Origin of the sequence: Goekera deserti, from assembly GCF_010685995.1 — a bacterium.
Classification (GTDB): Bacteria; Actinomycetota; Actinomycetes; order Mycobacteriales; family Geodermatophilaceae; genus Goekera; species Goekera deserti.
Genome location: NZ_JAAGWK010000002.1, coordinates 113,370 through 127,841, shown reverse-complemented (window position 1 = coordinate 127,841; position 14,472 = coordinate 113,370). Strand labels below are relative to the sequence as shown.

14 protein-coding genes are annotated in these 14,472 nt (G+C 77.3%); 7 read left to right on the top strand and 7 right to left on the bottom strand.

Features of this window, described 5'->3' with window-relative positions:
- Positions 1-45: 45 nt before the first annotated feature.
- A complete protein-coding gene (locus G1H19_RS00805; protein WP_222856657.1) occupies positions 46-825 on the bottom strand; it encodes an Rv3235 family protein in 780 nt (259 codons plus the stop codon).
- Between the two features lie 83 nt (positions 826-908).
- Entirely contained in the window at positions 909-1,619 is a 711-nt protein-coding gene (locus G1H19_RS00800) for a LysM peptidoglycan-binding domain-containing protein (RefSeq protein WP_152731295.1), read from the bottom strand.
- Positions 1,620-1,725: 106 nt separating this feature from the next.
- On the opposite strand from G1H19_RS00800, the gene G1H19_RS00795 reads away from it, so the two are divergent.
- A complete protein-coding gene (locus G1H19_RS00795; protein WP_152731296.1) occupies positions 1,726-2,295 on the top strand; it encodes a hypothetical protein in 570 nt (189 codons plus the stop codon).
- Between the two features lie 24 nt (positions 2,296-2,319).
- Here the strand turns inward: G1H19_RS00795 and G1H19_RS00790 are convergent, their stop codons facing one another.
- Positions 2,320-2,574 carry a helix-turn-helix domain-containing protein gene (locus tag G1H19_RS00790; protein ID WP_152731297.1) on the bottom strand — a complete coding sequence of 85 codons (255 nt, stop codon included), beginning with the start codon at positions 2,572-2,574 and terminating at the stop codon, positions 2,320-2,322.
- A gap of 180 nt (positions 2,575-2,754) precedes the next feature.
- Here G1H19_RS00790 and G1H19_RS00785 point away from each other — a divergent pair, with 180 nt between their 5' ends.
- The 4 genes from G1H19_RS00785 to G1H19_RS00770 all read left to right on the top strand — a co-directional run bounded on the left by G1H19_RS00785 (position 2,755) and on the right by G1H19_RS00770 (position 6,958).
- Positions 2,755-3,624 (top strand): SAF domain-containing protein, encoded by an 870-nt coding sequence (locus G1H19_RS00785; protein ID WP_152731298.1) that lies wholly within the window; start codon positions 2,755-2,757, stop codon positions 3,622-3,624.
- Positions 3,624-4,904, top strand: a complete 1,281-nt coding sequence (locus G1H19_RS00780) for an AAA family ATPase (protein WP_152731299.1) — start codon at positions 3,624-3,626, stop codon at positions 4,902-4,904. The genes G1H19_RS00785 and G1H19_RS00780 overlap by 1 nt, the downstream gene beginning before the upstream one ends.
- A 77-nt stretch (positions 4,905-4,981) precedes the next feature.
- On the top strand, positions 4,982-6,370 hold the full coding sequence (locus G1H19_RS00775; RefSeq protein ID WP_162393423.1) for a WS/DGAT/MGAT family O-acyltransferase: 1,389 nt from the start codon (positions 4,982-4,984) through the stop codon (positions 6,368-6,370).
- Between the two features lie 84 nt (positions 6,371-6,454).
- Positions 6,455-6,958 (top strand): DUF6912 family protein, encoded by a 504-nt coding sequence (locus G1H19_RS00770; RefSeq protein WP_162393424.1) that lies wholly within the window; start codon positions 6,455-6,457, stop codon positions 6,956-6,958.
- 29 nt (positions 6,959-6,987) lie between these two features.
- Here G1H19_RS00770 and G1H19_RS00765 read toward each other — a convergent pair whose 3' ends face one another.
- A complete protein-coding gene (locus G1H19_RS00765) occupies positions 6,988-11,358 on the bottom strand; it encodes an FtsK/SpoIIIE domain-containing protein (RefSeq protein ID WP_152731301.1) in 4,371 nt (1,456 codons plus the stop codon).
- 151 nt (positions 11,359-11,509) lie between these two features.
- Between G1H19_RS00765 and G1H19_RS00760 the strand changes: the two genes are divergently transcribed.
- The gene (locus G1H19_RS00760; protein ID WP_162393425.1) at positions 11,510-11,803 is read left to right on the top strand and encodes a WXG100 family type VII secretion target; all 294 of its coding nucleotides are present in this window, start codon (positions 11,510-11,512) and stop codon (positions 11,801-11,803) included.
- Positions 11,804-11,866: 63 nt separating this feature from the next.
- Here the strand turns inward: G1H19_RS00760 and G1H19_RS00755 are convergent, their stop codons facing one another.
- On the bottom strand, positions 11,867-12,811 hold the full coding sequence (locus tag G1H19_RS00755) for an MFS transporter permease (RefSeq protein ID WP_235928279.1): 945 nt from the start codon (positions 12,809-12,811) through the stop codon (positions 11,867-11,869).
- A complete protein-coding gene (locus G1H19_RS00750; RefSeq protein ID WP_413229284.1) occupies positions 12,808-13,305 on the bottom strand; it encodes a hypothetical protein in 498 nt (165 codons plus the stop codon). The genes G1H19_RS00755 and G1H19_RS00750 overlap by 4 nt, the downstream gene beginning before the upstream one ends.
- 131 nt (positions 13,306-13,436) lie before the next feature.
- On the opposite strand from G1H19_RS00750, the gene G1H19_RS00745 reads away from it, so the two are divergent.
- Positions 13,437-13,943: a MaoC family dehydratase gene (locus tag G1H19_RS00745; RefSeq protein WP_152731303.1), complete on the top strand. Its 507-nt coding sequence runs from the start codon at positions 13,437-13,439 to the stop codon at positions 13,941-13,943.
- 16 nt (positions 13,944-13,959) lie between these two features.
- On the opposite strand, the gene G1H19_RS00740 is transcribed toward G1H19_RS00745, so the two are convergent.
- Positions 13,960-14,376: an NUDIX domain-containing protein gene (locus tag G1H19_RS00740; RefSeq protein ID WP_162393426.1), complete on the bottom strand. Its 417-nt coding sequence runs from the start codon at positions 14,374-14,376 to the stop codon at positions 13,960-13,962.
- Between the last annotated feature and the right edge of the window lie 96 nt (positions 14,377-14,472).

Sequence of the window (14,472 nt, the reverse complement as noted above, 5' to 3'; positions counted from 1 at the left end):
ACCGAGGCCGTCCCGGGCGCCGGCGTCGGGGCCCGGGGTGTCGGCTCAGCCGATCTGCAGGGCGGTGCAGCGCCAGCGGCCGTCGATCCCCTCCAGTCGCGCCGCCACGGCGTGGGCACGGCCGGCGCGACGCGCCACGGCGGACACCTCGGCCACCCCGTCGACCGGCTCGCACACCCGCACCGGGCCGACGACCAGCGGCGCCCGGGAGGCCCGGCACCACGCCGGGCGGCGCCCGCTGGACAGCGCCGTCAGCACCGCGGGGCTGGTGACGGCGGCGAGCTGGGCGACCGGGCGCAACCCCGCGAGGGCCTCCACGGCCGCGGTGACCAGCCGGCGCCCGGCGTCCCGGGGGTCGGGCAGCTGGTCACGACCGGTCAGCTGGTGACCGAAGTCGACCGGGGCACCGGGGGCCGGTGACGGGTGGTCCAGCAGCGGGCGCGGCCCCGGCCGGTGGCTCGGACGCGGGGAGACGCGACCGGCCACCCGGGGGCGCACCGTCACCCGCTCGTCGTCCGGTGCGGGCTGCGGGGTGGACACCAGGGTGAGCCGCAGGGCCGAGCGGGTGGGCAGCTCGCGGCCCCCGCGGACCAGGGCGAGGTGCGGCGGACCGGCCTGCACCCGGGGAGTCGTCCGGTGGGTCGGCACATCGGGGACGGACTCGAGGGGGCCGTGCTCGAGGGGGCCGTGCTCGAGGGGGCCGTGCTCGTAGCGGCCGTGCTCGGAGGGGCCGTGCTCGGAGGAGCCGCGTCCGTGGGGGACGTGTTCCTGCCGGCCGTCCTCGGTCGGGTCGGTCCGGGGCAGGGGGCGGACGGTGGCGGGCATGGGACTCCTCTGTCGGGTGCGGGACGGGGTTCGCCGGACGCCGGGGGTGCGCTCGTCGGCGGCTGCTCGGTGGGGGGCGCTGGTCATCCGGGTGGGGTGAGCACCTGGCCCGGGAGCAGGACGTCGGGGTCCGGGCCGATCACGGCGGCGTTGGCCGCCCACCAGCGCTGCACGGCCTCGGCGACCTGACCGTCGGTGGGCGGCGTGCCGTCCCGCTGGGTCAGCCAGTGCTCGGCGACGTCCCACAGGCAGTCACCGCGCAGCACGACGTGCGCCCCGGTGGGCACCTGCGGCCAGTCAGGCGCCGCCTCCTCCACCGGTGGAGCCGCCGTGGCCGGGGCCTGCGACGGCCAGTCCGGGACGACGGCGCCGGCCGGCCCGGTGCTGCCGGTCGCCTCCGGTGCGAGCGTGCTGGCCACCGCGGCCGGCGCGGCCACCACCGTGGCGACCAGCGGGCCGGTCGCGGTGAGGGTGAGCCCCAGCAGCACCCCGGCCGCCCGCCGGGCCCCGGCGGGCACGGCGACGGTGAGCAGCACCCCGGCGGCGCGGCCCAGCACACCCGGCAGCGCTGCTGCCGCGGTGAGGAGCAGGCCGAGGGCACCCCAGCCCCAGACGAGCCAGGCCAGGGCGGTCGCCAGCAGGAGCACCAGCTGGTCGGCGCCTGCCCGGTCGGCCACGGACTGCGGGTCCCCGGCCGCCGCGGCCAGCTCGTCGAGGCCACCCCCGACCAGGCGCAGGCACCAGGCCAGCCCCGCCATGCCGATCACCGTGGCGATGAGTCGCCGAGTCGACATGTCTCCTCCTGAGGCAAGCTGTTGCGGTCGAGTGCGCATCAAAGCAAGCAAACGCAATCAAACGCAAGACAAGTGCGTCAGTTAGCCTGATCGTGGAGGTGTGGCCATGCGATGGACGCAGCTGTTCGAGGACCTCGAGGCCCAGTTCGAGGCCGAGGAGGACGCGGCAGCCCGGGCGGAGCTGCCCTCGCGGGTGCGCGCAGAGCATGGCCGCCTGCTGCTGCGCGACCGGCTGGGCGGCGCGGTCGGCACGCCGCTGGTGCTCGGCTGCCGGGGGGCCGGGAGCGTGGGCGGCACCCTCGTCGAGGTGGGGGTCGACTGGCTGCTGGTGGTCGACGACGCGCGCCGGGAGGTCCTGGTGTCGCTGTCCGCCGTGCGGGCCGTGGCCGGGCTCGGCGCGGGCACGGCGGTGCCTGCCGATGGCGGGGAGGTGCGCCGGCGGCTGGACCTGCGTCGGGCGCTGCGGGGACTGGCCCGGGACCGTCAGCCGCTCAGCGTGGTCCTCGACGACGGCACGGTGCTCGACGGCACCCTGGACCGGGTGGGCGCGGACTTCGTGGAACTGGCCGAGCACCACCTGGACGAACCACGCCGGCGGGACGCCGTGCGCGGGGTGCGCGCCGTGGTGCTGGACGCCGTGGTGCTCGCCCGCTCCGCCACCCCCGGACGGGGGTGACCGCCGAGGCGGGGCGGCGGGAGCTCAGCCGATGGCGCTGTCGGTGGCGGCGGCACCGTCGGCCGGCACCGGCTCGTCGGCGACCGTGCCCGCGCGGGCCTCGGCGTACTTCTGCGCGATGAAGCGTTCGAGTTCGTCGACCTCGACCCGCCACTGCCCGCGGCCACCGATCTGGATGGCGATGAGGTCCTTGCGACGCACCAGCGCGTAGGCCTGCGACCAGGACACGTTGAGGATCTCCGCGACGTCGTCGAGGGTCAGGAAGCGCTGCGTCGCCATGGTTCCTCCGTTCGGGTGACCGGGACAGTGTGGCAGCAGGGGAGCACACGTTCGCGGCTGTCCACAACACCCCAAGGTGTGGACAGCGAATGCGCGTCAACGCCGTCGTGGGCCATCATCGGCGTCCCACCGCGCCCGAGTGCACGCAGTGGGACGACGAGAGGCCCTGGTGATCCCCGCATGAGCGCCACCCGCACGAACGACCCCGGCGACCTCGGCGGTCCCGTCCCGCGGCGTGTCCGGCCGCCCCGCTGGCTCGACCTGCGCCTGGTGCTGGGCGTCCTGCTGGTGCTCGGATCGGTGCTGGTCGGTGCCCGGGTGGTCACGGCCGCCGACGCGACGGTGCCGGTCTGGGCAGCCGCGGGCGACCTGGCCGCGGGCACGGTGCTGTCCGTCGACGACCTGGTGGCCGTCTCGGTGCGGCTGGACGACGCCGCCGGTGCGTACCTGTCCACCAGCACCCGCCCGGAGGGGCGTCCGCTGGCGCGCGCGGTGCGCAGCGGTGAGCTGGTCCCACGGTCGGCCCTGGAGGGCGCGAGCACCGAGGTGCAGCTCGCGCTGCCGGTACAGGCGGGCTTCGCGCCGCCCGGCCTGACCCGCGGGCAGGTCGTCGACGTGTACGCCGTGGCCGACGCCGCCACGGGCGCGACCGGTGCGGCGGACGGCGGGGTCACGCTGGTGCTCGCCGGGGCCACCGTGCAGTCGGTCTCCGGCCGCGGGGACGGCGTGCTCTCCTCGGCCACCACCACGATCCAGGTGGTGGTCTCGCTGCCCGCCGAGCGCGCCGGGGAGGTGCTGGCCGCCGTGGGCGGGCGCGGCCTGGTGGTCGTCGTGCGCACCTCGGTGGAGACCCCCGCCGGCGGTGGGCTCGCCGCCCCCGCCGGGTCCGTGCCGCCCCCGGCCGTGCCGACCCCGGCCGTGCCGGGTGCCGCTGTGCCGGATGCCGCTGTGCCGACCGCCGCTGTGCCGACCGATGCCGTCCCGCCGGATGCGGGGCCGAGCCCGACCGTGCCCGCGGGGGTCCCCGCGCCGGCCACCACCACCGGCTGATGGCACTGCAGGTCTTCACCGCCGTCACCGGCGCCGCCTGGGAGTCCGAGCTGGTCGGCGAGCTGGACCGGGCCGACCACGGGGTCACGGTGGTCCGCCGCTGCGTGGACGTCTCCGACCTGCTCGCGGCCGCGTCGACCGGGGTGGGCCAGGCCGCGCTGCTGTCGGCCGAGCTGCGCCGGCTCGACGGCGACACGGTGGCGCGCCTGGCCGAGGCGGGCGTCGCCGTCGTCGGGCTGGTGGACCCGGGTGACGAGCGGGCCACGACCCGGCTGCGCCAGCTCGGTGTGGCCCGGGTGCTGCCGGCCGACGCCGACCCCGAGCTGATCGCGCAGGCGCTGCGCGAGGCGGCCAGCGGTGCACCGGCGCCGGCCGGGCGCGACGTGGGCGACCCGCGGGCCGCCCTGCCCTCGCTCGGCGTGCCCCCGGACCCGGCCGACCGGCCGTCGGGCCGGGGCCGCGTGGTGGCGGTGTGGGGTCCGGCCGGTGCCCCGGGTCGCAGCACCGTCGCGGTGGGCCTGGCCGACGAGGCGGCCCGGCTGGGCGTGAGCGCGCTGCTCGTGGACGGCGACGTGTACGGCGGCGTGGTCGCGCAGCTGCTCGGGCTGCTGGACGAGTCGCCGGGCATCGCCGCCGCGGTGCGGCAGGCCGGTGCCGGGTCGCTGGACGTCGCCTCCCTGGCCCGGCTGGCGTGGGCGGTCGCCCCACAGTTCCGGGTGCTCACCGGGCTCACCCGCGCCGACCGGTGGCCCGAGCTGCGCCCGCAGGCGGTCGGGGTGGTGCTGGACGAGGCACGCCGGCTGGCCGCGCTGACCGTCGTCGACTGCGCGTCCTGCATCGAGGAGGACGAGGAGCTCTCCTTCGACACGGCCGCCCCCCGCCGCAACGGCGCCACGCTCACCGTGCTCGAGGCCGCCGACACGGTGCTCTGCGTGAGCGGTGCGGACCCGGTCGCCCTGCAGCGCACCGTGCGCGCGCTGGGGGAGCTGCGCGGGGTGCTGCCCGACGTCCGCCCGGTCCTGGTGGTCAACCAGGTGCGGCGGGGGCCGGTGCCCGGTGACGCCCCGCGGGAGATCGCCGAGGCGCTGTCCCGGTTCGCCGGGACCGAGGTGACCGCGTTCCTCCCTGCCGACCGGCGGGCCGCCGACGCGGCGCTGGCGGCTGGGCGCACGCTCGCCGAGGTGGCGGCCGGATCAGCGCTGCGCCGGGGCCTGCAGTCGCTCGCGGCCCAGCTCACCGGCGCCGACGTGCCGCGCCGCCGTCGCCGCGGGCGCGGCTGACCCGAGCGGGTCGTCCGGCCGCGCTGTCGCCGTCCGACCACGCGCCGTACGGTGTGGCTCCGACCGAGAGGAGAACCGTGGTCGAGCGGCTCACCGCACTGGATGCATCCTTCCTCTACCTCGAGGAGCCGGACACCCCCATGCACGTGGGCGGGGTCCTCATCCTGCAGTCGCCGCCGGGCGGACTCGACCACGACCGCCTGCTGCAGCTGGTGCGCGGGCGGCTGCCGCTGGTCCCGCGCTACCGCCAGCGGGTGCTGGAGGTGCCCGGGCACCTGGCCAACCCGGCGTGGGTCGACGACCCCGACTTCGACCTCGGCTACCACGTGCGCCGGTCCGGCCTGCCCCGGCCGGGCACCGACGAGCAGCTGCTGGACCTGGTGTCCCGGCTGGTCTCCCGACCGCTGGACCGCAGCCGCCCGCTGTGGGAGATGTACCTGGTCGAGGGGCTGGCCGACGACCGGATCGCACTGGTGACCAAGACGCACCCCGCCCTGGTGGACGGCCTGGCCGCCGTCGACATCGGCCAGGTCATCCTGGAGGCGACCGCCGACCCGGCCGCCGGGCAGCCGGACGACTGGCGGCCGCGGCGGCCGCCCGGGCCGCTGGCGCTGGTCTGGGAGGCGCTCGAGGAGTACGTGGCGCGGCCCTCGGCGGTGCTGGAGACCGCGCGGAGTGCCGTCACCGACGTGCGGGCCACCACCGGGAGGATGGTCGGCGCGGCCGGGAACCTGCTGCTGGCGGCGGCGCAGACCGCGGTGCGACCGGCGCCGGTCAGCCCGCTGAACGCCGCGATCGGCCGGCAGCGGCGGGTGGCCATCGCCCGCGCGGACCTGGACCAGCTGAAGCGGGTGCGCAAGGCGCAGGGCGGCACCGTCAACGACGTGCTGCTGGCGACCGTCACCGGCGCGCTGCGCGAGTGGCTGCTCTCCCGCGGGGAGCCGGTCGTCGGTTCCACCTCGGTGCGGGCGCTCGTCCCGCTGTCGGTGCAGCCGGAGGAGACCGCGACCGCCAACCAGGTCTCCTCCTTCCTGGTCGACCTGCCGGTGGGCGAGCCGAACCCGCGGGTGCGGCTGGCCCGGATCAGCTACGCCATGCGCGCGGTCTCCCAGGCCGGTCAGGGTGTCGGCGCGGAGAACCTGGTGCGGCTGTCCGGGTTCGCCCCGCCGACCCTGCACGCGCTGGCCGCCCGGGCCGCCAGCGACCTGTCCCGCCGGCTGTTCAACCTCGTCGTCACCAACGTGCCCGGGCCCCAGGTACCGCTGTACGCCGCCGGCGCCCGGATGCTCGAGGTCTTCCCGGTCGTGCCGCTGGCCAGGGGTCAGGGCCTGGCCATCGGTCTGACCAGCTACGACGGCGGCGTCTACATCGGCCTCAACGCCGACCGGGACAGCATCGGCGACGTGCACGTGCTCGCCGACCTGATCGAGCAGGAGGTCGCGAACCTCGCCGAGGGCGCGCGCTGACGGTGCCCGGCCGACCGGCGCCGGGGCGACCCCACCCGCGCCAGCTACCGTCGGGCGTCCCCGAGGAGAGAGCGAGCTGACCGCGTGCGCGTGTACCTGCCGGCCACGACCACCGTCCTGCGCCGTCTGCTGGACGACCGGCGCCTGGAGGGCCCGCACACCGGGTTCGCGGTGACCCCCGACGTGCGGTCGTTCTACGACGTGGACGCCGACGACGAGGAGCTCGAGTACGCCGCACTGCTGGCCGCCGCCCGGTCGAGCCTGCGGCTGATCGACATCGACCCCGGTGCGGTGCGGCGGCGGGTGGTGCTCGCCCTGGAGGTGCCGGACGGCGCCGTCGAGCCGATCGGTGACGAGGACGTGGACCGCGGCGCGGCCCGGATCACCGGGGACGTCACCATCGCCCAGGTCGCCAGCGCCCACGTCGACCTCGCGGAGGCCGAGGAGGACGTGCGCGCCGCGGTGGCCGTGGTGCTCGAGGCCGACCTGGGCGACGAGGACGCGCAGTTCCTCGTCGACCAGGCCGAGGGACACGAGCTGGCCTGGTACGCCAACCAGGAGATCGGTGTGGTCCTGGACCTGCTCTGAGGGCCCGGCTCCGCCCGGGCGGGCCCTGGTCACCCGGCGGGCCGCCAGGCGTGCCCGCCGCCGGCGGAGGTCCCGGTGACCTCCGCTGCCCGGTCGCCGGTTGCCTGGTCGTCGGCTGTCCGGTCGTCCGTGACCGGTGGCTGCGGGGCCGGCCCGGGCAGGGTGCCCAGGCGGTGCCGCGCGACCTGCACCCGCTGCGGCACCCCACCGACCACCAGCCACCCCGACCCCGGGCGGTCGGCGACCCGCGCCCTGGGCAGCCGGATGCCGAGCACCTCGGCGTCCCCGGGGCCGGGGCGGAGCAGCAGGCCGGAGCGGGACCGGCGCAGCGCCGCGGTCGGGCCGCGGAAGGTCGCCGCCAGCTCGGCCGGTGCGCCGGCGCCCACCAGCACCAGGCCGCGACCGGGCCGGCACAGCTGGGTCAGCGCGTCCCCGAGCGCGTCGGGCAGCCCGGCCAGGTCGTCGACGACCACCACGGCCGGCCCCCCGGCCGTGGTGGCGACCCAGTCCTGGACCTGTGCCACGCCGGGGTCGACCAGGCACAGCACGCCGTCGACCAGGGGCGCGGACCCCGGGCCGGCACCGATCCGCAGCACCGGCACCCCGGTGGCCGCCCACTGGGCAGCGAAGCCGTCCAGCGTGGTGCTGCGCCCGCTGCCGGGCGGGCCTGCCACGAGCAGGCCCCCGGCGCGTGCCAGGTCGATGCCCACGACGGTGCCCTCGTCCCCACCGAGCCCGACGGGCAGCCACAGCGGTGCCCCCGCGCCGCCCGGGCCGCCCAGCGGCAGGGACGCCTCCGCCGGCAGCTCGGGGATGCGCACCCCGTCCGGGACCGGGGTGCCGGGTGCGTCCCGGGCGGGCCGGGCGTCCACCGGCGGGAGCGCGAGCTGGCACTCCCAGGCCTCCTCGCCGATCAGCGCCCGGCCCGGGGGCCGGTGCGCCGGCACGGCCCGCGCGGGCAGGCCGGCGACGGCGTAGTCCGCCCGGTCGGGCAGCGGCAGCACCAGCCGCCGGGTGGCGACCGCGGCCAGCCGGCCGCCCGGCACGGCACGGTCCGCGGTGAGCAGGCAGGTGAGCCCGGCCGCAGCGCCGTCCCGGACCAGCCGGTGCAGGCCGGCCGACCCGGTCGCGGGGTCGATCTCGTCCAGCATCGTGCCGAGCGCCTCGGCGCCGTCCACCAGCAGCAGGACCCGCGGGCGCTGCCGGCCGTCGCCCGCGCGCCGGTCGGCGACCTCGGCGGTGAGCCGCTGCACCAGGCGGAGCGTGCGCAGCGGGTCGTCCCCGCCGACCACGGTGCCCGCGTGCGGCAGCATGGCCCCCTCGGCGGCCAGCGCACCGCCACCGTGGTCCAGCACGTGCACCTGCAGGCGGGACGGCGGCAGCGCGGCGGTGGCGGTGCGCAGCACCGAGCGGAGCAGCGTGCTGCGGCCGCTGCGGGCACCGCCGACCGCCAGCCACGCACCGCCGGAGTCCAGGTCCAGGGTCAGCAGGTCACGGGCCTGCGCGTCCGGCCGGTCGACCAGGCCCAGCCGCAGCCGGGTGCAGCTGGGCTCGGGCGACCCGTCGGGCTCCCGGGCGAGGACCTCGGCGGGCAGCCGGTCGGGCAGGGGTGGCTGCCAGGGCCGGTGTGCTCCGGCGATGCCCTGCGCGGCGGCTGCGGACACCAGTGCCTCGACCAGCCGGGCCAGGTCCGTCGGCGCGTCCTCGGTGCGGGCGTCCTCGGTGCGGGCGTCCTCGGTGCGTGCGTCGTCGCCGGCCGGGGCCGGGCCGGGGGTGCCCGGCGCCGCGGGCGTCCCGGTGCCCGGTGGCCAGCTGCGCTCCCGGACCACAGGGTCGGTCGCCGCTGCGCCCGGGGGGCGGGTGGAGACGCGGGCGACCTGGACGAGGGTCGGTGTGCCGGAACCGGACCGGACGTGGCCGCGGCCGGGCAGCTCGACCGGCAGGTGTGCCGCGACCGGGGTGCCCAGCACGTCCCGGGAGTCGGCCTCGTCGGTGGTGCGCAGGCAGATCCGCAACGAGCAGTTGGCCCGGATCTCCGGCGACACCACCCCGGCCGGCCGCTGGGTGGCCAGCACCAGGTGCACGCCCAGCGAGCGGCCGCGCTGGGCGATGCCCACCAGACCCAGGACGAAGTCGGGCAGCTCCTCGGCCAGGGTGGCGAACTCGTCCACCACGATGACCAGCCGGGCCAGCGGCACGTGCTCCGGCAGCTGGCCGAGGTCGCGCACCCCGTGCTCGGCCAGCACCTGCTCGCGGCGGGTCAGCTCGGCGCCCAGCGAGCGCAGGGCGCGCGCGGTGGACTGCGGGTCCAGGTCGGTGACCATGCCGACGGTGTGCGGGAGGGCAGCGGTCTCGGCGAACGCCGCCCCGCCCTTGTAGTCCACCAGCAGGAAGGAGCACCGGTCGGGCGGGTGGGCCAGCGCCAGCCCCGCGACCAGGGTCTGCAGCAGCTCGGACTTGCCCGACCCGGTCGTCCCGGCGACCAGCGCGTGCGGGCCCTGCGCGCAGAGGTCGAGCTGCACGACCCCGGCCGACGAGCGACCCAGGGTCGCGACGAGGCGGGTGCGGGACCGGGTCCAGCCGGGGCCGGTGCCGTCGGCCGGCAGGGGGAGCACGTCGGCCAGTCGCAGCGCCGCAGGCAGGTCGTCCTGCCCGCTCGGCGTGCCCAGCGGGGCCAGGGAGCGGGCGAACCGGGCGGCCGTCCCGGGTGGGACCTGGTCCAGCGCGGTGACCGTGCGCCGGCTGTCGCCGTGCTGGGACAGCTCCGCGGTCGAGCCGGTCTCCCCACCGATCGCCAGCACCGCGCCGGCCGGTACCGGCAGTCCGTCGGCGTCGGTGGCCAGGCACACCACGACCACCCCGGCGTCCTGCGCGCCGCGGAGCAGGGCGGCGGTGGCTGCCGGCAGCGGGCGGTCGACGAGCACCACCAGCCACCCGGCACCACCCGGGCCGCGGTCCGCCCGGTGCCGGGCCACCCAGCCGGTGACCGTGCGGTGCAGGTCCTCGTCCGCGGCCGGGCCGGGAGACGAGCAGACCACCGCCGTCGCGCTCAGGTGCGGCAGCCAGCGGCACCAGGACCATGCCCCCGCCGATCGCGGGCCGGTGAGCAGGGCCAGCCGCGCGTCGGCGGGGGAGTGCAGGCCGGCGAGCTGCACGAGGAGCGCGGCGACCATGCCGCGCAGCAGCGGGACGGGGCCGACCACGCCCAGCACCCCGGCCCGGCGCAGGTCGACCGTGACCGGTTGCTCCTCGGCCTCCACCCCCGACGGGCCGGCGTCCCCGTCGCGGCGCCGGACCAGCGTGGGCCCGGGACCGGAGCCCACCCGGAGCACGAGCGCATCCGGGTCCGCCGCGGTGCGCTGCCACAGCGGCGCGCTGCGCCGGCGGGCGGCGGACGTCAGCGCTGCCGCGTCGGGGTGCGCGGCCCGGGCAGCGGCCAGGTCGGTGGCCAGCGCCGCCGTCAGCCGCTGCTGCGCCGCGCGGAGCTCCAGGGCGTGGGACAGCACGTCCTGCCGTCGCCGGCGTCTCCCCGACCACCGGTCGGACACCCACGTGCCCAGCGCCACCACCGGCGACAGCAGGGCGAAGAAGAGGAACTGGGGCGCCGAGAGCAGCACCGCCATCGCCACCCCGGCCACCGCGGGCAGGGCGATCGCGACCCAGGCGAGCCGGCGCGGCGGCGGCTGCACCGGCTCGGCGGGGAAGCGGACCTCGGTGCCGACCCGTGGCGAGGTCACCCGGTGGTGCGGCCGCAGCAGCAACCGCCCGGCACCTGCCGGGGCGACCGGCAGCGCGCCACCGGACGGCCCGGCCAGCCGGACCGCGGACGCTCCCACGCGCAGCGTCTCCCCCGGGGCCCAGGGGCGCGGGGCAGCTCCCAGCTCCTCGTCACCGAGCCGGCTGCCGTTGGCCGAGCCCAGGTCGGCCACGGTGATCAGCCCGTCGCGGACGTCGAGCACGACGTGCTGCCGCGAGACGTCGGGGTCGGACAGCGACAGCCCGCAGCCCGCACCGCGGCCCAGCACGAGCCGCCCCTGGGGCACCGGCACGCTGCGACCGGCCTCCGGGCCGCCGGTGACCTGCAGCTCCAGCGCGCTGGCCGGCTGGTCCGCGTCCCCGGCGGTGCCCGGGGAGCGGGGCGCGGGGCCGTGCAGTGCCAGCACCGCGCCGTGGGACAGCGCGGCACTGCCCAGCAGCGTGCTGCCGGACAGCCGGGTGGAGCCGCTCCACACCGCCGTCACCGAGGTGCCCAGCACCCGCCCGAGCACCGGCAGCACGGTGTCCAGTTCCTGGTCGTCGGCGGCCTCGACGTCGACGTCGTGGCGGGAGGCCGGGGACACGACCGTCCAGGTGCGCACCCCCCGGGGAGCCGGCCCGTCCGGCGGTGCTGTGCTGGTCACGCGCCGAGGATGACCGCCGGCGACGGGCCGTGGGCCGTGCCGCGGACATCTGTGGACAGCGCTCCCGCCTGTGGACGACCGCGCCCGCCGGACGGCGGACGGCCCTACCGTCCGCTGCACCGGGAACGGCCCGGGACACCGAGGAGGACACGTGAAGGTCGATTTCGCGACGCTGCAGACGATGGCCGGTCAGTGCCAGGGGGAGGCGGCGGACACCACGTCCCGCCACGCGACGCTGTCCAGCAGCATCAACAGCTCGGTGCTGGAGGGGTGGACCGACAGCCAGGCGGCGGCCCGCTTCACCGAGCTCTACGAGAAGTGGCGCCTGGCCAGCCAGCAGGTCAGCGACGCGCTCACCGGCATGGGCACCCTGCTCACCGACGTCGGGTCGGCCTACCAGCAGCACGAGACCGACATGGCCGCCCGCATCAGCGCGATGATCTGAGCGCGTCGGCTGCCTGCGGGCGGGTCCCCGCCGGGGGGTGCGGCCGGGGGCCCGCCCGCACGCTCAGCCCGGGGCGGCGTCCTCCCGGCGGGGGCCGGCTCCCGGTCGGCCGGCACCGTCCGCCGCAGCGGGGGCCCCCTCGTGGGGCGCCGGGGCAGGTCCGGGCAGCAGGCGGGTGGTGACCCGCTCCCACGGCAGGATCGAGAGGATCGCGACGCAGTGCGGCAGGAAGATGATGCCCACCCCGGCGAAGACCATGACGTGGAAGCCGAGCAGGAAGAGCACCAGCCGGACACGCGCCCGGTCGCTGCGCACCAGCAGCATCAGCGGGGCGGCGAACTCCAGCCCGACCATGACCCACTGTGCGGCCTCGAGCAGACCGGGCACGCCCAGGGTCCAGTCGGAGAAGACCGTGCCGCGGCGCACGACCGCGCGTGCCAAGGTCGAGCCGGTCGCCCAGTCCCAGCCCCCGAAGCGCATCTTGGCCCAGGCGGCGAGGAAGTAGGTGAGCATGACCGTGAGGAACACAGCGCCCATCGCCCACCCGGCCGCCTCCGAGCGGCGCCGGTCGCGCAGCCGCACCCGGCCGATCGTGGGCAGCACGGCGAGCGCGACGAGGAAGGCGATCCGGTCGTGGTCGACCTTCCCGTAGCTCATGGCGATGACCATCCACTCGCCGTAGAGCAGGAAGACCGCGGTGCCGAGCAGTCGCGGGGCCCGGCCGGTGGCGGCCGCCACGGCGGCGGCCACGAGCAGCCACTGCACGCTCAGCACCAGCGTGTGGGTCGGCGTGGGCAGGTGCAGCACCCGCCCGACGAGCAGCTCCTGGTAGAACGCGGTGGGCACGTCGGCGTGCGCGCGCACCCACGCCGTCGTCAGGAAGACGTCGACCGGGATGAACAGGTAGGCGATCGTGCGGAAGACCGCGACGCGAGCCAGCGGCACCGGGGCGAACACCCACCGGCGGAAGGCGCCGTCCCGCTGCTCCCGCTCGGCCAGCACGCTCACGACCCGCCCCCCAGCCGGTACGTCACCAGCACCCTGTCCTCGGTGACCCCGGTCGTGCTGCCGCCGTCGAGCTCGATGTGCCGCAGCACCACCTGCACCTCCACCAGGTCGGCGCCGTCGGGGTTCTGCGCCTCGTAGGCGTCCGCGACCTGGCCGAGCAGGGCCGGGTCGTCGACGAAGCGCTGCAACTGGCCCTCGAACTCCGCCCGCCGCAGGCCCACGGCCCCGCCGGAGAGCCGGACCTCCTCGCCTGCCGCGGTCAGGCCCACGACGCGGGTGGAGATCACCGGTGCGTCCGGGTCGGCGCGGGTGGAGTACATCCGGAACGGGCCGAAGGGGAACGCGGAGTCCTCGCCCCAGAGCGTGCCGGACAGCAGCAGCACCAGGACCACGAGCGTCGCGGCGACGCGGGTGCGGCGCGCACCCGCGGGCAGCCGGACGACGTCGGGCTCCGCGAGCTGGTCGGGGGTGGACTGCACGGTCACGGGGGCCATCGTAGGATCGGCGCCCGTCCCAGCGGGTCACCGGCGCGTGGGAGTGCGGACCGCGCTGCCCCCGCACGGGCAGCGGCCGCGCCCGACCGCCCCGGCGTCCTGCTCGATCCCCGACGACTGGGAGCTCCACGATGCAGTTCGGCCGGTACTACGAGGAGTTCGAGGTCGGCGCGGTGTACAAGCACTGGCCCGGGAAGACGGTCACCGAGTACGACGACCACCTCTTCTGCCTGATCACGATGAACCACCACCCGCTGCACATGGACGCGCACTTCGCCGCCGGCACCACCGACTTCGGCAAGAACGTCGTGGTGGGCAACTACGTGTACTCGCTGCTGCTGGGGATGAGCGTCCCGGACGTGTCGGGCAAGGCCATCGCGAACCTCGAGGTCGAGTCGCTGAAGCACATCGCGCCCACCTTCCACGGCGACACCATCTACGGCGAGACCACCGTGCTGGACAAGACGGAGTCCCGCTCCAAGGACGACCGCGGTGTCGTCCACGTGGAGACGATCGGCTACAAGCAGGACGGCACGGTGGTGTGCGTGTTCCGGCGCAAGGTGATGGTGCCCAAGCGGTCCTACGGGGAGTCCCGGGGCGGCGAGCAGCCCGGCCGCCCGGAGCCGGCGCCCCGCTGAGCCACCGGGGGCGCGCTCAGCGGGGGAGCGCGCCCCAGCCGGACAGCGCCGCGAGCAGCCCCGGCGTGCAGGGCAGCGCCCGCAGGGCGGCCAGGTCGACGAAGGCGACGTCCGCGGCGTCGTCGCCGGCCCGCGGCACGGCATCCGGCTCCCGGAGGGTGCAGACCAGGTCGGCCACCTCGTAGACCACGCCGCCGGGGCCCGGCACCCGCACCCGGCCGAGCTCGGCGCCGGCCACCACGGCCAGGCCCGTCTCCTCCGCGACCTCGCGCACGACGGCCTCGGCGATCGACTCCCCGGCCTCGACCCGACCCCCGGGCACCGACCAGCGCCCGCGGTCGGGTTCCCGGCCGCGCTGGACGACCAGCAGCCGACCGGCCCGATCGTGCACGACCCCGCCGACGCACGGCACGACGCGGACCCCGGGCTCCACGACGCCAGGCTAGGCGGCAGGGACCACCCGCGGGCGCCGGCGGCACGCACCACCGGTGGTGCCGGGCCGCAGGCGCCACCGGAGGGGCCCGGCGGC

Bases quoted from the DNA above. Each gene is read 5' to 3' on its own strand.
- G1H19_RS00795 (WP_152731296.1), top strand. From the start codon at position 1,726: ATGCGATGGACGCAGCTGTTCGAGGACCTCGAGGCCCAGTTCGAGGCC.
- G1H19_RS00745 (WP_152731303.1), top strand. From the start codon at position 13,437: ATGCAGTTCGGCCGGTACTACGAGGAGTTCGAGGTCGGCGCGGTGTAC.
- G1H19_RS00780 (WP_152731299.1), top strand. From the start codon at position 3,624: ATGGCACTGCAGGTCTTCACCGCCGTCACCGGCGCCGCCTGGGAGTCC.
- G1H19_RS00800 (WP_152731295.1), bottom strand. From the start codon at position 1,619: ATGTCGACTCGGCGACTCATCGCCACGGTGATCGGCATGGCGGGGCTG.
- G1H19_RS00805 (WP_222856657.1), bottom strand. From the start codon at position 825: ATGCCCGCCACCGTCCGCCCCCTGCCCCGGACCGACCCGACCGAGGAC.
- G1H19_RS00785 (WP_152731298.1), top strand. From the start codon at position 2,755: ATGAGCGCCACCCGCACGAACGACCCCGGCGACCTCGGCGGTCCCGTC.
- G1H19_RS00790 (WP_152731297.1), bottom strand. From the start codon at position 2,574: ATGGCGACGCAGCGCTTCCTGACCCTCGACGACGTCGCGGAGATCCTC.
- G1H19_RS00750 (WP_413229284.1), bottom strand. From the start codon at position 13,305: ATGGCCCCCGTGACCGTGCAGTCCACCCCCGACCAGCTCGCGGAGCCC.